Source organism: Bifidobacterium moraviense (genome assembly GCF_012932365.1).
Classification (GTDB): domain Bacteria; phylum Actinomycetota; class Actinomycetes; order Actinomycetales; family Bifidobacteriaceae; genus Bifidobacterium; species Bifidobacterium moraviense.
The window spans coordinates 1-15045 of the sequence record NZ_JAAIIH010000003.1 but is presented as its reverse complement, the minus strand read 5'-3'; the positions used below and the strand labels follow the sequence as shown (position 1 = coordinate 15045).

The window sequence follows — 15045 nt, the reverse complement described above, 5'->3', positions numbered from 1 at the left end:
AGCGGGGAGCGCCGGAGGGGTGGGGAGGGTGGTTGGGTGGGAGTGGGTTTGTTCTGTTGTAGTGGGGTTTGCTCTGGTGTCCTGAGCGGAGCCTGCTGGTTTTCTCCCGGTCATCCTGAGCGGAGTCCGTAGGACGGAGTCGAAGGATCCTTGACCGTCTGGGGGAGTCAAGGATCCTTCGACTCGCTGCGCTCGCTCAGGATGACAGGAAACCCGTGCGTGCTCAGGAGACGGGGAGGAACCCGCGCCCGCCCGTGACGATGGGGAACGCGTTGTGCGGGGGAGTGGGTTTGTTCGGTTGTAGTGGGTTTTGCTTTGCCGTCCTGAGCGGGGCGCGTGGTTTTCCTTCGGTCATCCTGAGCGGAGTCCGTAGGACGGAGTCGAAGGATCCTTGGTCGTCCGGGGAGTCAAAGATCCTTCGACTCGCTGCGCTCGCTCAGGATGACGAGAAAACCCTATGCGTGCTCAGGATGACCGAGGAGGAAATCCATGCGCGCTAGAGCATGCAGGAGACGCAGCCCTGCACTTCGGTGCCGGCGAGCGCCTGCTGGCGGATGCGGATGTAGTAGAGGGTCTTGATGCCCTTGCGCCACGCGTAGATCTGCGCCTTGTTGAGATCGCGCGTCGTGGCGGTGTCGGGGAAGAACAGCGTGAGCGACAGGCCCTGATCCACGTGCTGGGTGGCTTCGGCATACGTGTCGACGATGGCCTTCCAGCCGATCTCGTACGCGTCCTTGTAGTAGTCGAGATTGTCGTTGGTCATGTAGGCGGCCGGGTAGTAGACGCGCCCGATCTTGCCTTCCTTGCGGATCTCGATCTTCGAGGCGATCGGATGGATCGAGCTCGTGGAATGGTTGATGTACGAGATCGATCCGGTGGGCGGCACGGCCTGCAGGTTCTGGTTGTAGATGCCGTCGCGGATGATGTCCGCCTGCAGCGCCTTCCAGTCATCCACGGTGGGGATCGCCACGCCGAACTTGGCGAACAGCTCGCGCACGAGTTCGGTGCGCGGCTCCAGCGAGCGACGCCCGTCCGTGTACTTGTCGAAGTAGTTGCCGTCGCCGGCCGGCTTCGCGTAGTCGGACGTCGGGAACGACTTGAACGCCATGCCGCGCTCCACGGCCAGTGCATGCGAGGCGCGGTACGCGTGGTAGGCGACGGTCATGAAGTACATGTCGGTGAAGTCGAGCGCCTCGTCAGAGCCGTACTGGATGCCTTCGCGCGCCAGGAACCCGTGCAGGTTCATCTGGCCCAGACCGATGGCGTGGCCCTCGTCGTTGCCGCGGCGGATGGACGGCACCGCGTCGATGCGCGTGTGCTCGGCCACGGAGGTGAGCGCGCGGATGGCGGTCTCCACGGTGGAGGCGAGGCCGGCGTCCATGGCCTTGGCGATGTTGAGCGAGCCGAGGTTGCAGGAGATGTCGCGGCCCACGTGCGCGTAGGTGAGATCCTCGTTGTATGTGCTCGCCTCCTGCACCTGCAGGATCTCGGAGCACAGGTTCGACATCGTCACGCGGCCCTCGATCGGGTTCGCGCGGTTGACCGTGTCCTCGAACACGATGTACGGGTAGCCGGATTCGAACTGGATCTCGGCAAGCGTGGTGAAGAACTCGCGCGCATCGATGTAGGTCTTCCTGATGCGATCGTCGGCCACCATCTCGTCGTAGTGCTCGGTTACGGAGATGTCGGCGAACGGCTTGCCGTAGACGCGCTCCACGTCGTAGGGGCTGAACAGCGCCATCGGCGCCTTGCGCTTGGCGAGCTCGAACGTCACGTCCGGGATCACCACGCCGAGGGCCAGCGACTTGATGCGGATCTTCTCGTCGGCGTTCTCGCGCTTGGTGTCGAGGAAGCGCAGGATGTCCGGGTGATGCGCGTTGAGGTACACGGCGCCGGCGCCCTGGCGCGCGCCCAGCTGGTTGGCGTAGGAGAACGAGTCCTCCAGCAGCTTCATGACGGGGATGACGCCGCTCGACTGGTTCTCGATGTGCTTGATCGGCGCGCCGAGCTCCCTGAGGTTGCTCAGCAGCAGCGCCACGCCGCCGCCGCGCTTGGACAGCTGCAGCGCCGCGTTGATGCCGCGGGAGATGGACTCCATGTTGTCTTCGATGCGCACGAGGAAGCAGCTGACGGGCTCGCCGCGCTGCGCCTTGCCGAGGTTGAGGAACGTGGGCGTGGCGGGCTGGAATTCGCCCGACAGCATGGCGTCGAGGTAGCGCACGGCCTCATCCTCGTTGCCTGCGGCCAGATCCAGCGCCACGGCGGCGCAGCGCTGCGGGAAGTCCTCGAGGTAGCGCTTGCCGTCGAACGTCTTGAGCGCGTACGACGTGTAGAACTTGAACGCGCCGAGGAACGTGCCGAACTCGAAGCCGGCGTCAGCGGCGTGCGCGTACAAGCGGTCCAGGAATTCGGCGGAGTAGCGGGCGAACACGTCGCCGTCGTAGTACCGGTTGCTCACGAGGTAGTCGAGGCGCTCGGCGGTGGAGCCGAAGCGCACGGTGTTGGCGGCCACGTGGCCGGTCACGTATTCGCGTTCGGCGGCCTTGTCCTTGTCGAACTGGATGCGACCGTCGGCGTCGTACAGGTTGAGCATCGCGTTGAGCGCGTGGTAGTCGTGCGCGGGGTCGTACTGCTCGGCCGCGGTGTCGGCGGTGTTGTCGAGCGGCAGCTCGGTGGCGGTGAAATCAGGCATGGATGGGTCCTCGCAATGGCTTGGTTGCTTGATTGTTGGTGGTTGCTGGGGCGCGTATCGGTCGCGTGGGGCTTCCCCGGTCTAGGCGCGCCCGTCCTCCTGCGCGCGCAGTTCGCGGAAGAAGCGGACGACGCCCTCGCGCACCTTGCGCGTGTCCTCGGGCGTGCCCATGAGCTCGAAGCGGTACAGGTACGGCACGTGGCATTTGGCCGAGATGATGTCTCCGGCCGAGCCGTACGCCTCGCCGAAGTTCGTGTTGCCGGAGGCGATGACGCCGCGGATCCACGCGCGGTTGCCGGGATCGTTGAGGAAGCGCTTCACCTGCACGGGCACGGCCTTCTTCACCACGCCGCCGCCGTACGTGGGCACCATGACGATGTAGGGCGTGCGCACCTCGAGCGCCGGATCCGTGGCTCTGAGCGGAATGCGGCGCACGGCGATGCCGTCCTCCTCGAGGTGGCATCCGGCCACGAAGCGCGCCGTGTTCTCCGATACGGACGAGAAGTAGACCAGCGTGCCGAGCGGTTCGGCGGGGGAGTCCGCGGCTTCGCTCACGCCCGGACCGCCGCGGTCTGCTGGGCGTGCTGCCTGGCCAGCTCGCGGATCAGGTCGGGGCGGTAGCCGGTCCAGGAGGTGTCGGGGGCGATCACCACCGGGGCCTGCATGAATCCGGCCGCGCGCAGCTGCTCGAGGATCTCGGGATGCTGCTCCACGTCGACGGTCTCGAAGTCCAGCCCATGCTTGGTGAGCTGGCGCTTGGTGGCGTCGCACTGCGGGCAATGCGGCTTGGTGAAGACGGTGATGGTCATCGGTTTTCTTCCCTTGCGTGTCGTGATTCAAGACGTATCGAAGAGCTAGATTACATGCGTGTGATTCGTCGTCAAGAACACTAACTGTCGTGTCGCGCGGCGGCATGCGGCACTACATCTAGTGATTCCTTGCGATGATGCGGTTTGCGGGGCGCGTCGGCGCCGGCAATATGGCGATGGTCACATTACGCGGCCCGGCGCGTCGGCGGATCCGCCGGACCGGGTTGCGGGGCGCGGCCGCGTCGGCCTAGGGTGGCGACAAGCCGCAGTTCGCGGAAGCGACGATACGAGGAGACGCACATGACATTGCACCGCAGCATCGGCACGTTCGACACCACGGCCATCGGCATCGGCGAGATGGGTCTGACGATCGAGGGCTATCCGAGCCACGAGCAGGGGCTCCGGACCATCCATGCCGCACTCGACGCCGGCGCCCGCATGATCGACACCGCGTGGGCGTACTACGCCCCCGGCGAGGAGGAGCAGACCGGCGAGAAGCTCACGCGCGAGGCGCTGGAGACCTGGCACGGCCCGCGCGACGAGGTGCTGGTGGCCACCAAGGTGGGCCTCAGGCGCGCCTTCGACGAGGACGGCAGGCCGATCTGGCCGCGCGACGGCAAGCCCGAGCATCTCATCGCATACGGCAAGCAGTCGGCGCTCGCGCTCGGCGTGGACACGATCGATCTGCTCTACATGCACCGCCACGATCCCGAGGTGCCATACGGCGAATCCATTGAGGCGATCCGCGAGCTGCTGGATCAGGGCGTGGCCCGCTACGCCGGCGTCTCCAACGTGACGATCGAGCAGCTCGACATCGCGCGCGGCATCCTCGGCGACCGTCTGATCGCCGTGCAGAACCAGTTCTCGCCCGTGCATCTCGATACGCGCGACGTGCTCGACTACTGCGCCAGGCTTGGCCTTGCGTTCGTATGCTGGAGCCCGCTCGGCGGCTTCCGCCATCCGTACGACGAGCATCTGTTCGATCCGTTCCGCCGCGTGGCTGCGGCGCACGACGTGAGCTGGCAGCAGGTGACGCTGGCGTGGGAGCTGGCGCAGGGCGAGCACATGTTCGTGATCCCCGGTTGCCACCGTCCCGCCACCATCCTCGACTCGCTCAAGGCCGCCGATCTGGAGCTTGCGCCCGAGGAGCTGGCGCAGCTCGGCTGAGCGGCATCGCTCCGGCGGCGTGGCGCGTGCCGTCCCATGCCGCCGCGGCTATCGCAGAGCGCGCACCACGGCGGCCAGGCGCTCGGCTGCGGCGGCGAACTCGGCCGGCGTGGTGTACGCGTAGCTCAGACGCAGCGAATTGTCGCCCTCGAAGTCGTAGATGTCGCCGGGATTGAGCAGCACGCCCGCCTCCACGGCCTTGGCGAACAGGCGCCCCATCGGCATCGGGTCGTCGAACGTCAGCCAGACGTAGAAGCCGCCGGAGGGCACGTTCCAGCGCGCCACGCCGCCGAACAGCGTCTCCAGCGTCGCCAGCGCGGCGTCGCGACGCCGGCGCAGCTCCACGCGCAGTCCGCTCAGGAACCGGTCGTACATGCCCGATGCGAGGAACCGGGCGAACACCCATTGCGACAGCCGGCTCGCGCCGTAGTCCATCTGCATCTTCACGTCGGCCAGCCGGTGCACGATCGGCTCCGGCGCCACGATCCATCCGATGCGCAGCCCCGGCGCCAGCGCCTTCGATGCGCTGCCGAGATAGATCACCATGCCGGTCTCGTCCATGGACTTCAGCGGCGCCGGGGCGTCCCCGCCGTCGAAGACGAGGTCCTGATACGCGCCGTCCTCGATGATCGGCAGACGGTCGGCCACGCAGCGCGCCATGAGCTCGCGCCGCCGCTCCTCGTCCATGGTGATGCCGGTGGGATTGTGGTTCGTGGGGATCGTGTACAGCACGGCACCGCCGCCGCGCCCCGCCGCGCCGATGTGCGCCGGTCCGCGTCCGCCCCGTCCCGCCGCGCCGTCGTTCGCCGCGACGACCGCCTCGTGCAGCGCGTCCGCGTCGATGCCGCGCCCGTCCATGCGCACGCCCTGCAGATGCATGCCCGCCGACTGGAACACCTGCAGCGACTTGATGTAGCTCGGCGCCTCGGCGAACACGGTCGATCCGGCGCTCAGCAGGCTCACCGAGATGATCTGCAGCGCCTGCAGCGCGCCGGACGTCACGAGCACCTGCCCGGGGTTCGTCTCCACGCCCAGTTTGCGCATGTGCGCGGCGATCGCCTCGCGCAGTTCGGGCACGCCCTCCGGCTCCGGGTAGCCCATCGACGTGATCTCGTCCGCCGCCTGCGTGAGCACGGCGTGCCACATGTCCTTCGGAAAGAGCCGCGGGTCGAGCTCGCCGGTGCCGAGACGTGCCATCGACGGGTCGAACTCCAGACGGTTGATCGCCTGGATCGTGTCGTTGTTCGCCTTGAAGAATCCCGAGGACACGTAGTCGGCCCAGTCGGGGGAGCCGTGCAGCATCAGCGACCACGTGTTGCTGGCGATGCGCGTGCCGGCGCCGTGCAGGCCTTCGACGATGCCGTAGTCGGTCAGCTCGTTCACGGCGGCGATGATCGTGGACCGGTTCACGCCGAATCCTTCGGCCAGCGCGCGCTGCGACGGCAGACGCGAGCCGATGGGCCATGCGCCGCCGGAGACCTGACGGCACACGTACTGCACGATCTGCTCGGTGAGCGGGACGTCGGACGTCCTGTCCGGTTTCCAGTCGATGGCGATGGGTGCCGGTCGTGCCATGGGCGTTCCTTTCCGGGGGATGGGAGATCCTTCGGCTCACTTCGTTCGCTCAGGATGACGATAGGGGACATTCGCTCAGGATGACGATAAGGGGCATTCGCTCGGGATGACGGGAATGGACGTCGTTCTCCCTCCCCCCCCGGTCATGCCGAGCGGAAGCGCCGACCCTCCTCCGGTCATGCTGAGCGGAGGCGTCAGCCGGAGTCGAAGCATCCCCTTTCGTGCGAACATGGCGCATTTGGCTGAGTGAATGCGCTCCATTTTGGCTGGTTGCCGATAGATATTGTACCCCTACAATAAGTGCCCGGACATGGAAAATCATTGCGATCACAATGCAATGCAGCCGAGCGGCATCATCGCCGCAATGCAATTTGGCTGGGTGAATCAACCCCACCAAACATGACTTGGCTGACCCGGCGGATGCCGGGGGAGAAGAGGAGACGGTACTCATGGGATTCTATCTGCAGGGGCTCACGGTCGGGCTGGCGTACATCGCGCCGATCGGCATGCAGAATCTGTTCGTCATCAACTCGGCGCTGACCAAGACGCGCCGCCGCGCGCTGCTGACCGCGCTCATCGTCATCGTGTTCGACGTGGCGCTCTCGCTGTCCTGCTTCTTCGGCGTCGGCACGCTCATGCAGCGCTACGAGTGGCTGCAGCTGGGCGTGCTGGCCGTGGGCGGCCTGGTGGTGATCCGCATCGGCACCGGGCTGCTGCGCGCCAAGCCGGAACCGGCGGCGCCCGCCGACGGCGGCGACGGACGCGGCACGGCGGTCGGCACGCACGCCGACGGCCTCGGCCGCACCATCTCCACGGCATGCGTGGTCACGTGGTGCAACCCCCAGGCCATCATCGACGGCACGCTCATGCTCGGCGCGTTCAGTGCCACGCTCACCGCGTCGCAGTCCACGCCGTTCATCACCGGCGTGGAGACCGCGTCCGTCAGCTGGTTCATCGGCATCACGCTGCTCATCTCCGCGTTCCGCGACCGCTTCAGCCCGAAGGTCGTCACCGTGCTCAACAAGGTGTGCGGCGCGGTCATCGTGCTCTACGGACTCAAGCTCCTCGCCGAGTTCGCCATGACGGTCATGGCCTGACGCCCGGCGTGCGCGGGCCGGCTGCCGGGCCCCTCGGCTAGACTGGCCTATTGCTATGACTTCGACATGTGAGACCAAACCCCCGACTCTCCCGGACTTCGCGGACGCTCCGGCCGTCCGCACCCGCCGCAAGCCCGAGGTGCTCGCCCCCGCGGGCAACCTCAGGGGCCTGAAGACCGCCGTGGACTACGGCGCCGACGCCGTCTACTGCGGCGGCAAGGCGTTCGGCATGAGGAGTGCGCCGAGGAACCTCAGCCTCGAGGACTTCGAGGACGGCGCCCGCTACGCCCACGAGCGCGGCGCGCGCGTCTACGTGACGCTCAACGTGCTGCCGCGCAACGCCGAGGTGGAGGCGATGCGCGACTACATCGGCCAGCTCAGGGACACCGGCATCGACGCGATGATCGTCACCGACATCGGCGTGATGATGATGGCGCACCGGATCGCGCCGGACATCGAGCTGCACGTGTCCACGCAGGCCGGCGTCACCAACTACGGCGCCGCGCAGGCCCTGTACGAGTTCGGCGCCCGCCGCGTGGTGCTGGCGCGCGAGATGGACCTGCAGGCCGTGCGCGACATCCGCGCCCGCATCCCCGACGACATGGACATCGAGTGCTTCGTGCACGGCGCGATGTGCATGGCGTTCTCCGGCCGCTGCCTGTTCTCCAACTATCTGACCGGCCGCGACGGCAACCACGGCGAATGCGCGCAGCCCTGCCGCTGGAAGTATTCGATCGTCGAGCAGAAGCGTCCCGGCCAGTATTATCCGATCGAACAGACCGAGGAGGGCGCGTACCTGTTCAACTCGCAGGACATGTGCATGCTCGACCACATCGACGATCTCATCGATTCGGGCGCCACGAGCCTCAAGATCGAGGGCCGCTCCAAGTCCGCCTACTACATCGCCGCCATGACCAACGCGTACAAGACCGCGGTGAACGCCTACATGACGCAGCGCGGCTTCGAGGCCGCGGACGGCACGGTGCTCCGGCCGTTCCGCGACCTGGTGATCCGCGAGGGCGACCCCGACTTCGCCGCAAGCCTCGACGCGGCCCCGGACGCGATCGAACGGGACGCCGACAAGGCGTTCGCCGGCGTTCCCGGCGGCGACGTGGGCCTCGAGTTCGGCGCCGGCGCGGGCGACGCGGACCCCGCCGAGTCCGGCGCGGCCTCGGAGACCGTGGACGCGGCGGCCCGCTCGGCCGGCGGCACCGAGCTCGACGAGCTGAGCTACAAGGCCCGCAGCGCCCGCCGCAAGTCGAACACGCGCGAGGAGGTGCTGCCTGAAGGCTGGCATCATGCGCGCGTGCGCCCCGCGCCCCGCGTGGAGCTGCCGGACTGGCTGCTCGAGGAGCCGGACAAGGTGGCCCACCGCGACTACTCCACCGGCTTCTACTACCCCGAGCACAAGGTCACGCAGAACACCGACCGCTCGGCGTACTTCCGCGCATGGCTCGTGGTGGGCGAGGTGCTGTCCTGGAGCCCGGACGAGGGCGGCCGCGTGACGATCATGAGCCGCAACAAGATCGAGCCCGGCCAGCTCGTGGAGTTCCTGCTGCCCGGCGAGGCGCCGCTCGCCTACACCGTGCCCGCGGACGGCCTGCGCGACGCCGACGGCAACTGGGTGCCGGCCATCAACAACCCCGCGCACGTGTTCTCGCTGCCCTGCCCGCATCGCGTGCCGGTGAACGCCGCCATCCGCTCGCGCACGAAGAATCCCACGCTCAAGGCCGAATGACGTTCATCGACGCATTGTCCACGAAGGAGACATCCATGACCGAATACGACGACGCCATCGTCGACTCCAACGCGATCAGCTCCACCGACCGCGACGGACGCCCCATCCCGGTGACCATCCCGATCGCGCTCGCCCCCGGCGTCACCGTGGTCTACACCACGCGCCTCGGCGGCCTGAGCACCGGCGACTTCGGCAACCTCAACCTCGGCGGCAAGTCCGGCGACGACCCCGAGGCCGTGGCATCGAACCGCGAGGCGCTCGCCCGCGCCGTGGGCGCCGGCCTGAGCCTGGTGAGCCAGGTGCACTCCGGCACGGCCGTGGACGTGGACACCATGTACCACATCAACACGTCGTACGGCTTCGACGTCTCCGGCACGCGCGGCGCGGGGGAGGACGGCGAATCCGGCGAGGCTGCCGAATCCGATGGTCTCGCATCCGTCACCGTGGTCGAGGCCGACGGTCAGGTGAGCTCGCAGCCGGGTATCGCGCTGGGCATGTTCGCCGCCGACTGCCTGCCGGTGCTCATGGCCGATCCCGAAGCCGGCGTGATCGGCGCCGCGCACTGCGGCCGCCGGGGACTCGAGCGCGGCGTGATCGGCGCCACCGTGGACCTCATGAAGCTCAAGGGCGCCGACCCGTCGCGCATCGTCGCCACGCTGGGACCGCGCATCTGCGGCGACTGCTACGAGGTGGGCGACGAGATCGCCGAATCGTTCCAGCGCCGGTTCCCCCTGACCCGCACGACCACCCGCTTCGGCGGCGCCGGCATCGACATCGCCGAGGCCGCGATGATCGACCTCGCCTTCGCCGGCGTGCATCAGATCGTCGACTCGATGCCGCGCGTCCACGCGGCCACCGAGTATCTGGAGGAGGACGCGGAGCTCGCCGAGCTGTGCCGCACCGACGGCGAGGGCCCGCAGCTGCGCGAACGCCTCGGCGCGATCCAGCACAGCATGTGCACGCTGGAGAACCCGCTGTGGTTCTCGCACCGCCGCGCCGCGCTCGCCGGCAAGGAGCGCGAGGGCCGCATGCTCGCGCTCGTGGTGCGCGGGTGACGGCCGGAGGCGTTACGGTGGTGACCATGACTGACAACGAAACCCCCGCGCCCCGCGGCGCCGCGTCCGTGCCGGTGGTGGCGGTGGTGCTGGCCGCCGGCTTCGGCACCCGCTTCGACCCGAACAACCCCAAGCAGCTCGTGTCCGTGGGGGACCGGCCCATCGTCGCGTGGTCCATCGAGGCGTTCGAATCCGATCCCCGCGTCACCGACATCGTCGTCGTGGTGAACCCGCGCGTGCGCGAGGCCGTCGAGACGCTCGTCGAGGAGGCCGGATACCCCAAGGTCCGTCTGATCATCGACGGCGGCGCCGAACGCGTGGACAGCACGATGGCCTCGCTCGACGCCCTCGAGGCCGCCGGCATCCCCGCGGATGCCAAGGTGCTCATCCACGACGCGGTACGCCCGTTCGTGGAGCGCTCCTCCATCGACGGCTGCATCGACGCGCTGGACGAGTACCGCGCCGCCACCGTGGCCGTGGCCTCCACGGACACCGTGCTGCTCACGCGCGATCTGGGCGACCGCAAGGTGATCGCGCGCGTGCCCGACCGTCCGGACACGTTCCGCGCGCAGACCCCGCAGGCCTTCCGCTTCTCCACGATCCGCGACGCGTACGCCAAGGCGTCCGCGGACCCGGACTTCCACCCCACGGACGACACGCGCGTGGTGGTCGACTACCTGCCGGACGTGCCGGTGGCGATCGTGGCCGGCAGCGAGACCAACCTCAAGGTGACCACGCTGGCCGACATCCCCATCGCCGAGCGCATCGCGCAGGATCTCGCCAAGGAGCGCGCGCGGGCGCGCATGCACGAGGTGCTCTCCGGGGCGGCGGCCCGCATGCGCCGCTGAGCCGGGGCCGGCCTGCCCGGCGGATACACTGGGAGGCATGGAACGGTTCAATGTGGTGGTGTGCGGATTCGACCGGTACGACGGCGTCGAGGTGAATCCGGCGCTCGAGGTGCCGCGCGCCCTCGCCGAACGGGGGCTGGGCGCGCCCGTCGACGCCGACGATCCGCTCGCCGACGCGGAGGTGTCGATCAGCGCCGTGCCGATCCCCGTGAGCTTCACCAAGTCGTGGCCGGCGCTGCTCGCCGCGATCGAGGCGTCCCGCCCGCAGATCGTCGTCGCCATGGGCCTCAAGCGCGCGGCGCGCGGCATCGCGCTCGAGCGCTGCGCCACCAACCGCGTCGGCGACGACCGTCCGGACGCGGACAACATGATCCCCCGGCACGAGGTGATCAACCCGGACGGCCCGGCGGCCTACTGGACCAGGCTGCCGCTGCGCGCCATCCTCGCCGACTTCACCGAGGGAGGCATCCCCGCCACGCTCAGCTCGGACGCGGGCACGTTCGTGTGCAATTCGCTGTTCTACCAGCTGCTCGACTGGTCGGTGCGCCAGGAGCGTGTGATCGCGGGATTCGTGAGTCTGCCGCCGGTCAACGAATCCGGCGACCGCTCCATGCCGGGACTGTCCCTGGAGGAGCAGATCAGGGCCGGACGCGCGGTGGTGCGCGAGGCCGTGCGCTACTGGCGCGAGCCCTCCAGCGCGGACATCCTCATCGCCTGAGACGCCCGTCCGCGCGCCCGTTCCCGCGCCCGGCGCGGGGCACGTCGAACGACATGTGTCCAAGCCGTGAGTCTCGGGGTTTCCCGGCGGTTTTTCGCCGTGTCATGCGCTACAGTTCTGTCAGACCGTTGGGGTTTCGAGCGCAAGGAGCAAGGTAATGGCGGAGCAGTTCTCGGTGGTGTTGCGAGGGTACGACAAGGAGCAGGTCGACGCGGCGATGGCCGAATCGCGCGAGAACCTCGCCCGCGTGCGCGAGCAGATCCGTTCCTACGACGAACGCATCCTGAAGCTGGAGGCCGAGCTGCAGGAGGAGCGCGCCCGCAAGGCGCCGCAGTCCAAGGACTCCTTCGCGTCTCTGGGCGCCAACGCGCAGCAGCTGCTGGCCTCCGCCGAGCAGACCAGCACCGAGCTGCTCGCCCGCGCCAAGCAGGACGCCGCCGCCACGCGCGCCACCGCGGCCAAGCAGGCCGAGACCACCACGAACAACGCGAAGCTCGAGGCGGACCGCATCATCGGCGAGGCCAACGCCAAGGCCGCGTCCATCATCGGCAACGCCGAGACCGTCGCCAAGACCACCACCACCGCGGCGCAGCAGAAGGCCGACCAGCTCAAGGCGCAGACCGCCAAGCAGACGTCCGAGCAGCGCCAGGCCGTGGACCTCGAGCTGCAGAACTCCCGCGAGGAGCACGACAAGCGCCTCGCCGCCGAGCGTTCCGCGCAGGAGCACGAGCTCGCCGATCTGAAGGCCGAGACGACGCGTCAGGTCACCGAGCAGCGCGCCGCCGCGGACGCCGAGCTGGCCAAGCGCCGCAGCGACGCCAACGACCAGATCCAGCAGGCCATCGCGGAGGCGAACAAGAAGCTCGCCGACGTGCGCGACCAGGCGTCCAAGCTGCTGAGCGAGGCGAACCGCAAGGCCGGCGACATCACCGAGGCCGCACGCGCCAAGGCACGCCAGATCACCGACGCCGCCGAGGTGAGCCGCGCCGACACCATGAGCAAGGTGGCCGCCGAGGTGGAGCAGATCCGCAAGGACATCGCCGCCCAGCAGGACGAGGCCACCGCCAAGGTCAACGAGCTGCTCAAGGCGCTCGAGGAGCGCCGCAAGGCTACGCAGCAGGAGTCCGAGCAGCTGCTCGGCCAGGCGCGCGCCACCCGCGACGAGGCCGACGAGTACGCCGCGTCCAAGCGTCAGGAGGCCGACGCCCAGGCCGCGCAGATCGTCAAGCAGGCCGGACTCGACGCCGACGCGCAGATCCAGTCCCGCCGCGATGCCGCCAAGGCGGAGATCGAGGGCCTGCAGCAGCAGATCGCACAGCTGCAGCAGCGCGAGTCGGCCATCACCGCGCGCGTGTCCGAGCTGCGCGCCATCTTCGCCAAGTCGTTCGGCTCGCTCGCCGGATTCGGCGATCCGACGGCCGCTCCCGAGGAGCCGCAGCCGTCCGACGCCGCCGCGGACCGTTCCGCCGGCGCTCCGGACGTGCCGGTGAACGCCCCGGTGCCCGCCGCCGATGCGGACTCCGACTCTGCCGCGGAATCCGCCGCCGATGGCGATGCCGATTCCGAAGCCGAGGACCGTGCCGAGGGCGACGGACAGCAGGCCGCCTGACCCGACCCCGCATCCGGACCGCCGAATCGCGTCCCGCTTTCCCGCGTCGCACGCGGCGCTCGGCGGACTCGAGTACACTGGATGCCGTTGTTTTGCGCGCACCATGGCCACACGCCGTGGTGCGCGCCTGCATGTCACGATACGCAGGATCCATAAGATCCACCAAGGAGGATTCATGGCCGCCGAACCGCTGAGCCAGGATACGCTGAACACGCTGCGCGAACACTTCGCTGGCAGCGACACCAACCGTCTGATGATGAACGCCGTCACCGCCGCGGGCATCAACCAGGTCGCCAAGAACTACGACCGCGCCCGTCTGCTGCAGCGCCGCTTCTCCGTGACCGTCGACAACGGCGAGGTCACCGCGCAGAACCGCTCCGGCCGCTGCTGGCTGTTCAGCTCCCTGAACGTGGCCCGCTTCGTCGCCAAGCGCAACCTGGGCCTCAAGGAGTTCGAGTTCTCGCAGAACTACGCGATGTACTACGACAAGCTCGAGCGCCTCAACTACTTCCTGCAGGACGTGGCCGAGCTGGTGCGCGCCGGCGAGCCGAACGACTCCCGCCTCATCCAGCACCTGCTGTCGGACGTGATGGGCGACGGCGGCCAGTGGACCATGGCCATGAACGTGTACAAGAAGTACGGCGCCGTGCCGAAGGACCTCTTCCCGGAGACCGCGTCCTCCGGCAACACCGGCGAGATGAACGTGCAGCTGCGCCGCCTGCTGCACACCGCCGTGGCGCACATGTACGCCGACCAGTCCGCGATCGACGACATCGTGGCGAAGACCCGCGAGGCCGGCCACCGCATCCTCACCATCCACCTCGGCGAGCCGCCGGTCAGCTTCGACTGGGAGTGGACGGACAAGGACGGCGAGTTCCACCGCGACGGCGAGATCACGCCGCAGCAGTTCTGGGCCAAGTACGTGGGCGACGCCGATCTGGAGAGCTACGTGTGCCTCGTGGACGATCCGCGCAAGGAGCATCCGAAGGGCAGGAAGATCGCGATCGAGCACTTGGGCAACGTGGCCGGCGGCGACCCGACCGAGTACCTCAACGTGCCGGTGCAGTTCATGAAGGACTGCGTGCGCGACATCCTCTCCGAGCAGGGCATCCCGGTGTGGTTCGGCGCCGACTGCCACCCGATGATGGACCGCGAGTCCGGCGCGTGGGCGACCGACCTGTTCGAGTACGGCCGCGTGTACGACGTGGACTTCGATCTCGACAAGGAGGAGCGCGTGCGCTTCGCCGACTCCGCGATGAACCACGCGATGGCGTTCGTGGGCGTCGACGTGGCCGATGACGGCAAGACCACCCGTCGCTGGCGCGTGGAGAACTCCTGGGGTTCCAAGATCGCCGACAAGGGCTACTTCACCATGTCCGACGACTGGTTCTCCGAGTACGTCTACGAGGTGGCCGTCCCGAAGGCCATGCTCCCCGCCGAGTACCAGGCCGCCCTCGCCGAGCCCGCCATCAGCCTGCCGGCGTGGGATCCGATGGGCGCATTGGCCAAGTAGCGCCCGCAGGGCGCGTCGGCCAATACGCGAGAAGGCGGAAACGGAAAACGGTCCTGTGGACCGTTTTCCCGCCTTCCCGGCCGACAGGCCGGTTCTGGATAGGGAGCGCCCCTGAGGCGACGGGCCGTGACGCGGATAGCCCTGTGGGCTGTCCGTAGGCCCGGCGGGTGGCCGACAGGCCGCCCGGTACGCCGAAGGCAACGTTGAGTCTCGCCCCCTCAGGG

12 protein-coding genes are annotated in these 15045 nt (G+C 68.4%); 8 read left to right on the top strand and 4 right to left on the bottom strand.

Translation table 11 applies throughout. The features are described 5' to 3' along the window. Window positions 1-496: 496 nt before the first annotated feature. The 3 genes from nrdE to nrdH all read right to left on the bottom strand — a co-directional run bounded on the left by nrdE (window position 497) and on the right by nrdH (window position 3501). Window positions 497-2692, bottom strand: coding sequence for a class 1b ribonucleoside-diphosphate reductase subunit alpha (nrdE, locus tag G1C96_RS04015; RefSeq protein ID WP_169275380.1), 2196 nt, complete (start codon window positions 2690-2692; stop codon window positions 497-499). A gap of 81 nt (window positions 2693-2773) precedes the next feature. Further along, on the bottom strand, window positions 2774-3247 hold the full coding sequence (gene nrdI / locus G1C96_RS04010) for a class Ib ribonucleoside-diphosphate reductase assembly flavoprotein NrdI (protein ID WP_335341920.1): 474 nt from the start codon (window positions 3245-3247) through the stop codon (window positions 2774-2776). Further along, entirely contained in the window at window positions 3244-3501 is a 258-nt protein-coding gene (nrdH, locus tag G1C96_RS04005) for a glutaredoxin-like protein NrdH (RefSeq protein ID WP_169275379.1), read from the bottom strand. Before nrdH ends, nrdI begins: the two co-directional genes overlap by 4 nt. Window positions 3502-3801: 300 nt before the next feature. Here nrdH and G1C96_RS04000 point away from each other — a divergent pair, with 300 nt between their 5' ends. Further along, a complete protein-coding gene (locus tag G1C96_RS04000) occupies window positions 3802-4668 on the top strand; it encodes an aldo/keto reductase (RefSeq protein ID WP_169275378.1) in 867 nt (288 codons plus the stop codon). 48 nt (window positions 4669-4716) lie between these two features. On the opposite strand, the gene G1C96_RS03995 is transcribed toward G1C96_RS04000, so the two are convergent. After that, complete coding sequence (locus G1C96_RS03995) at window positions 4717-6243, bottom strand: aminotransferase-like domain-containing protein (protein WP_169275377.1); 1527 nt, start codon at window positions 6241-6243, stop codon at window positions 4717-4719. Window positions 6244-6692: 449 nt separating this feature from the next. Between G1C96_RS03995 and G1C96_RS03990 the strand changes: the two genes are divergently transcribed. The 7 genes from G1C96_RS03990 (at window position 6693) to G1C96_RS03960 (ending at window position 14821) form a co-directional block, all read left to right on the top strand. Next, window positions 6693-7340: a LysE/ArgO family amino acid transporter gene (locus tag G1C96_RS03990; RefSeq protein ID WP_169275376.1), complete on the top strand. Its 648-nt coding sequence runs from the start codon at window positions 6693-6695 to the stop codon at window positions 7338-7340. Between the two features lie 55 nt (window positions 7341-7395). After that, entirely contained in the window at window positions 7396-9078 is a 1683-nt protein-coding gene (locus G1C96_RS03985; RefSeq protein ID WP_169275375.1) for a peptidase U32 family protein, read from the top strand. A gap of 35 nt (window positions 9079-9113) precedes the next feature. Further along, a complete protein-coding gene (locus tag G1C96_RS03980; RefSeq protein ID WP_169275374.1) occupies window positions 9114-10133 on the top strand; it encodes a purine nucleoside phosphorylase YfiH/LACC1 family protein in 1020 nt (339 codons plus the stop codon). A gap of 26 nt (window positions 10134-10159) precedes the next feature. Continuing rightward, window positions 10160-10981, top strand: coding sequence for an IspD/TarI family cytidylyltransferase (locus G1C96_RS03975; RefSeq protein ID WP_169275373.1), 822 nt, complete (start codon window positions 10160-10162; stop codon window positions 10979-10981). 37 nt (window positions 10982-11018) lie between these two features. Next, a complete protein-coding gene (locus G1C96_RS03970) occupies window positions 11019-11699 on the top strand; it encodes a pyroglutamyl-peptidase I (RefSeq protein WP_169275372.1) in 681 nt (226 codons plus the stop codon). Window positions 11700-11856: 157 nt separating this feature from the next. Beyond that, window positions 11857-13308, top strand: coding sequence for a cell division protein (locus tag G1C96_RS03965; RefSeq protein ID WP_169275371.1), 1452 nt, complete (start codon window positions 11857-11859; stop codon window positions 13306-13308). A gap of 175 nt (window positions 13309-13483) precedes the next feature. Then, a complete protein-coding gene (locus G1C96_RS03960; protein ID WP_169275370.1) occupies window positions 13484-14821 on the top strand; it encodes a C1 family peptidase in 1338 nt (445 codons plus the stop codon). Window positions 14822-15045 lie beyond the last annotated feature (224 nt).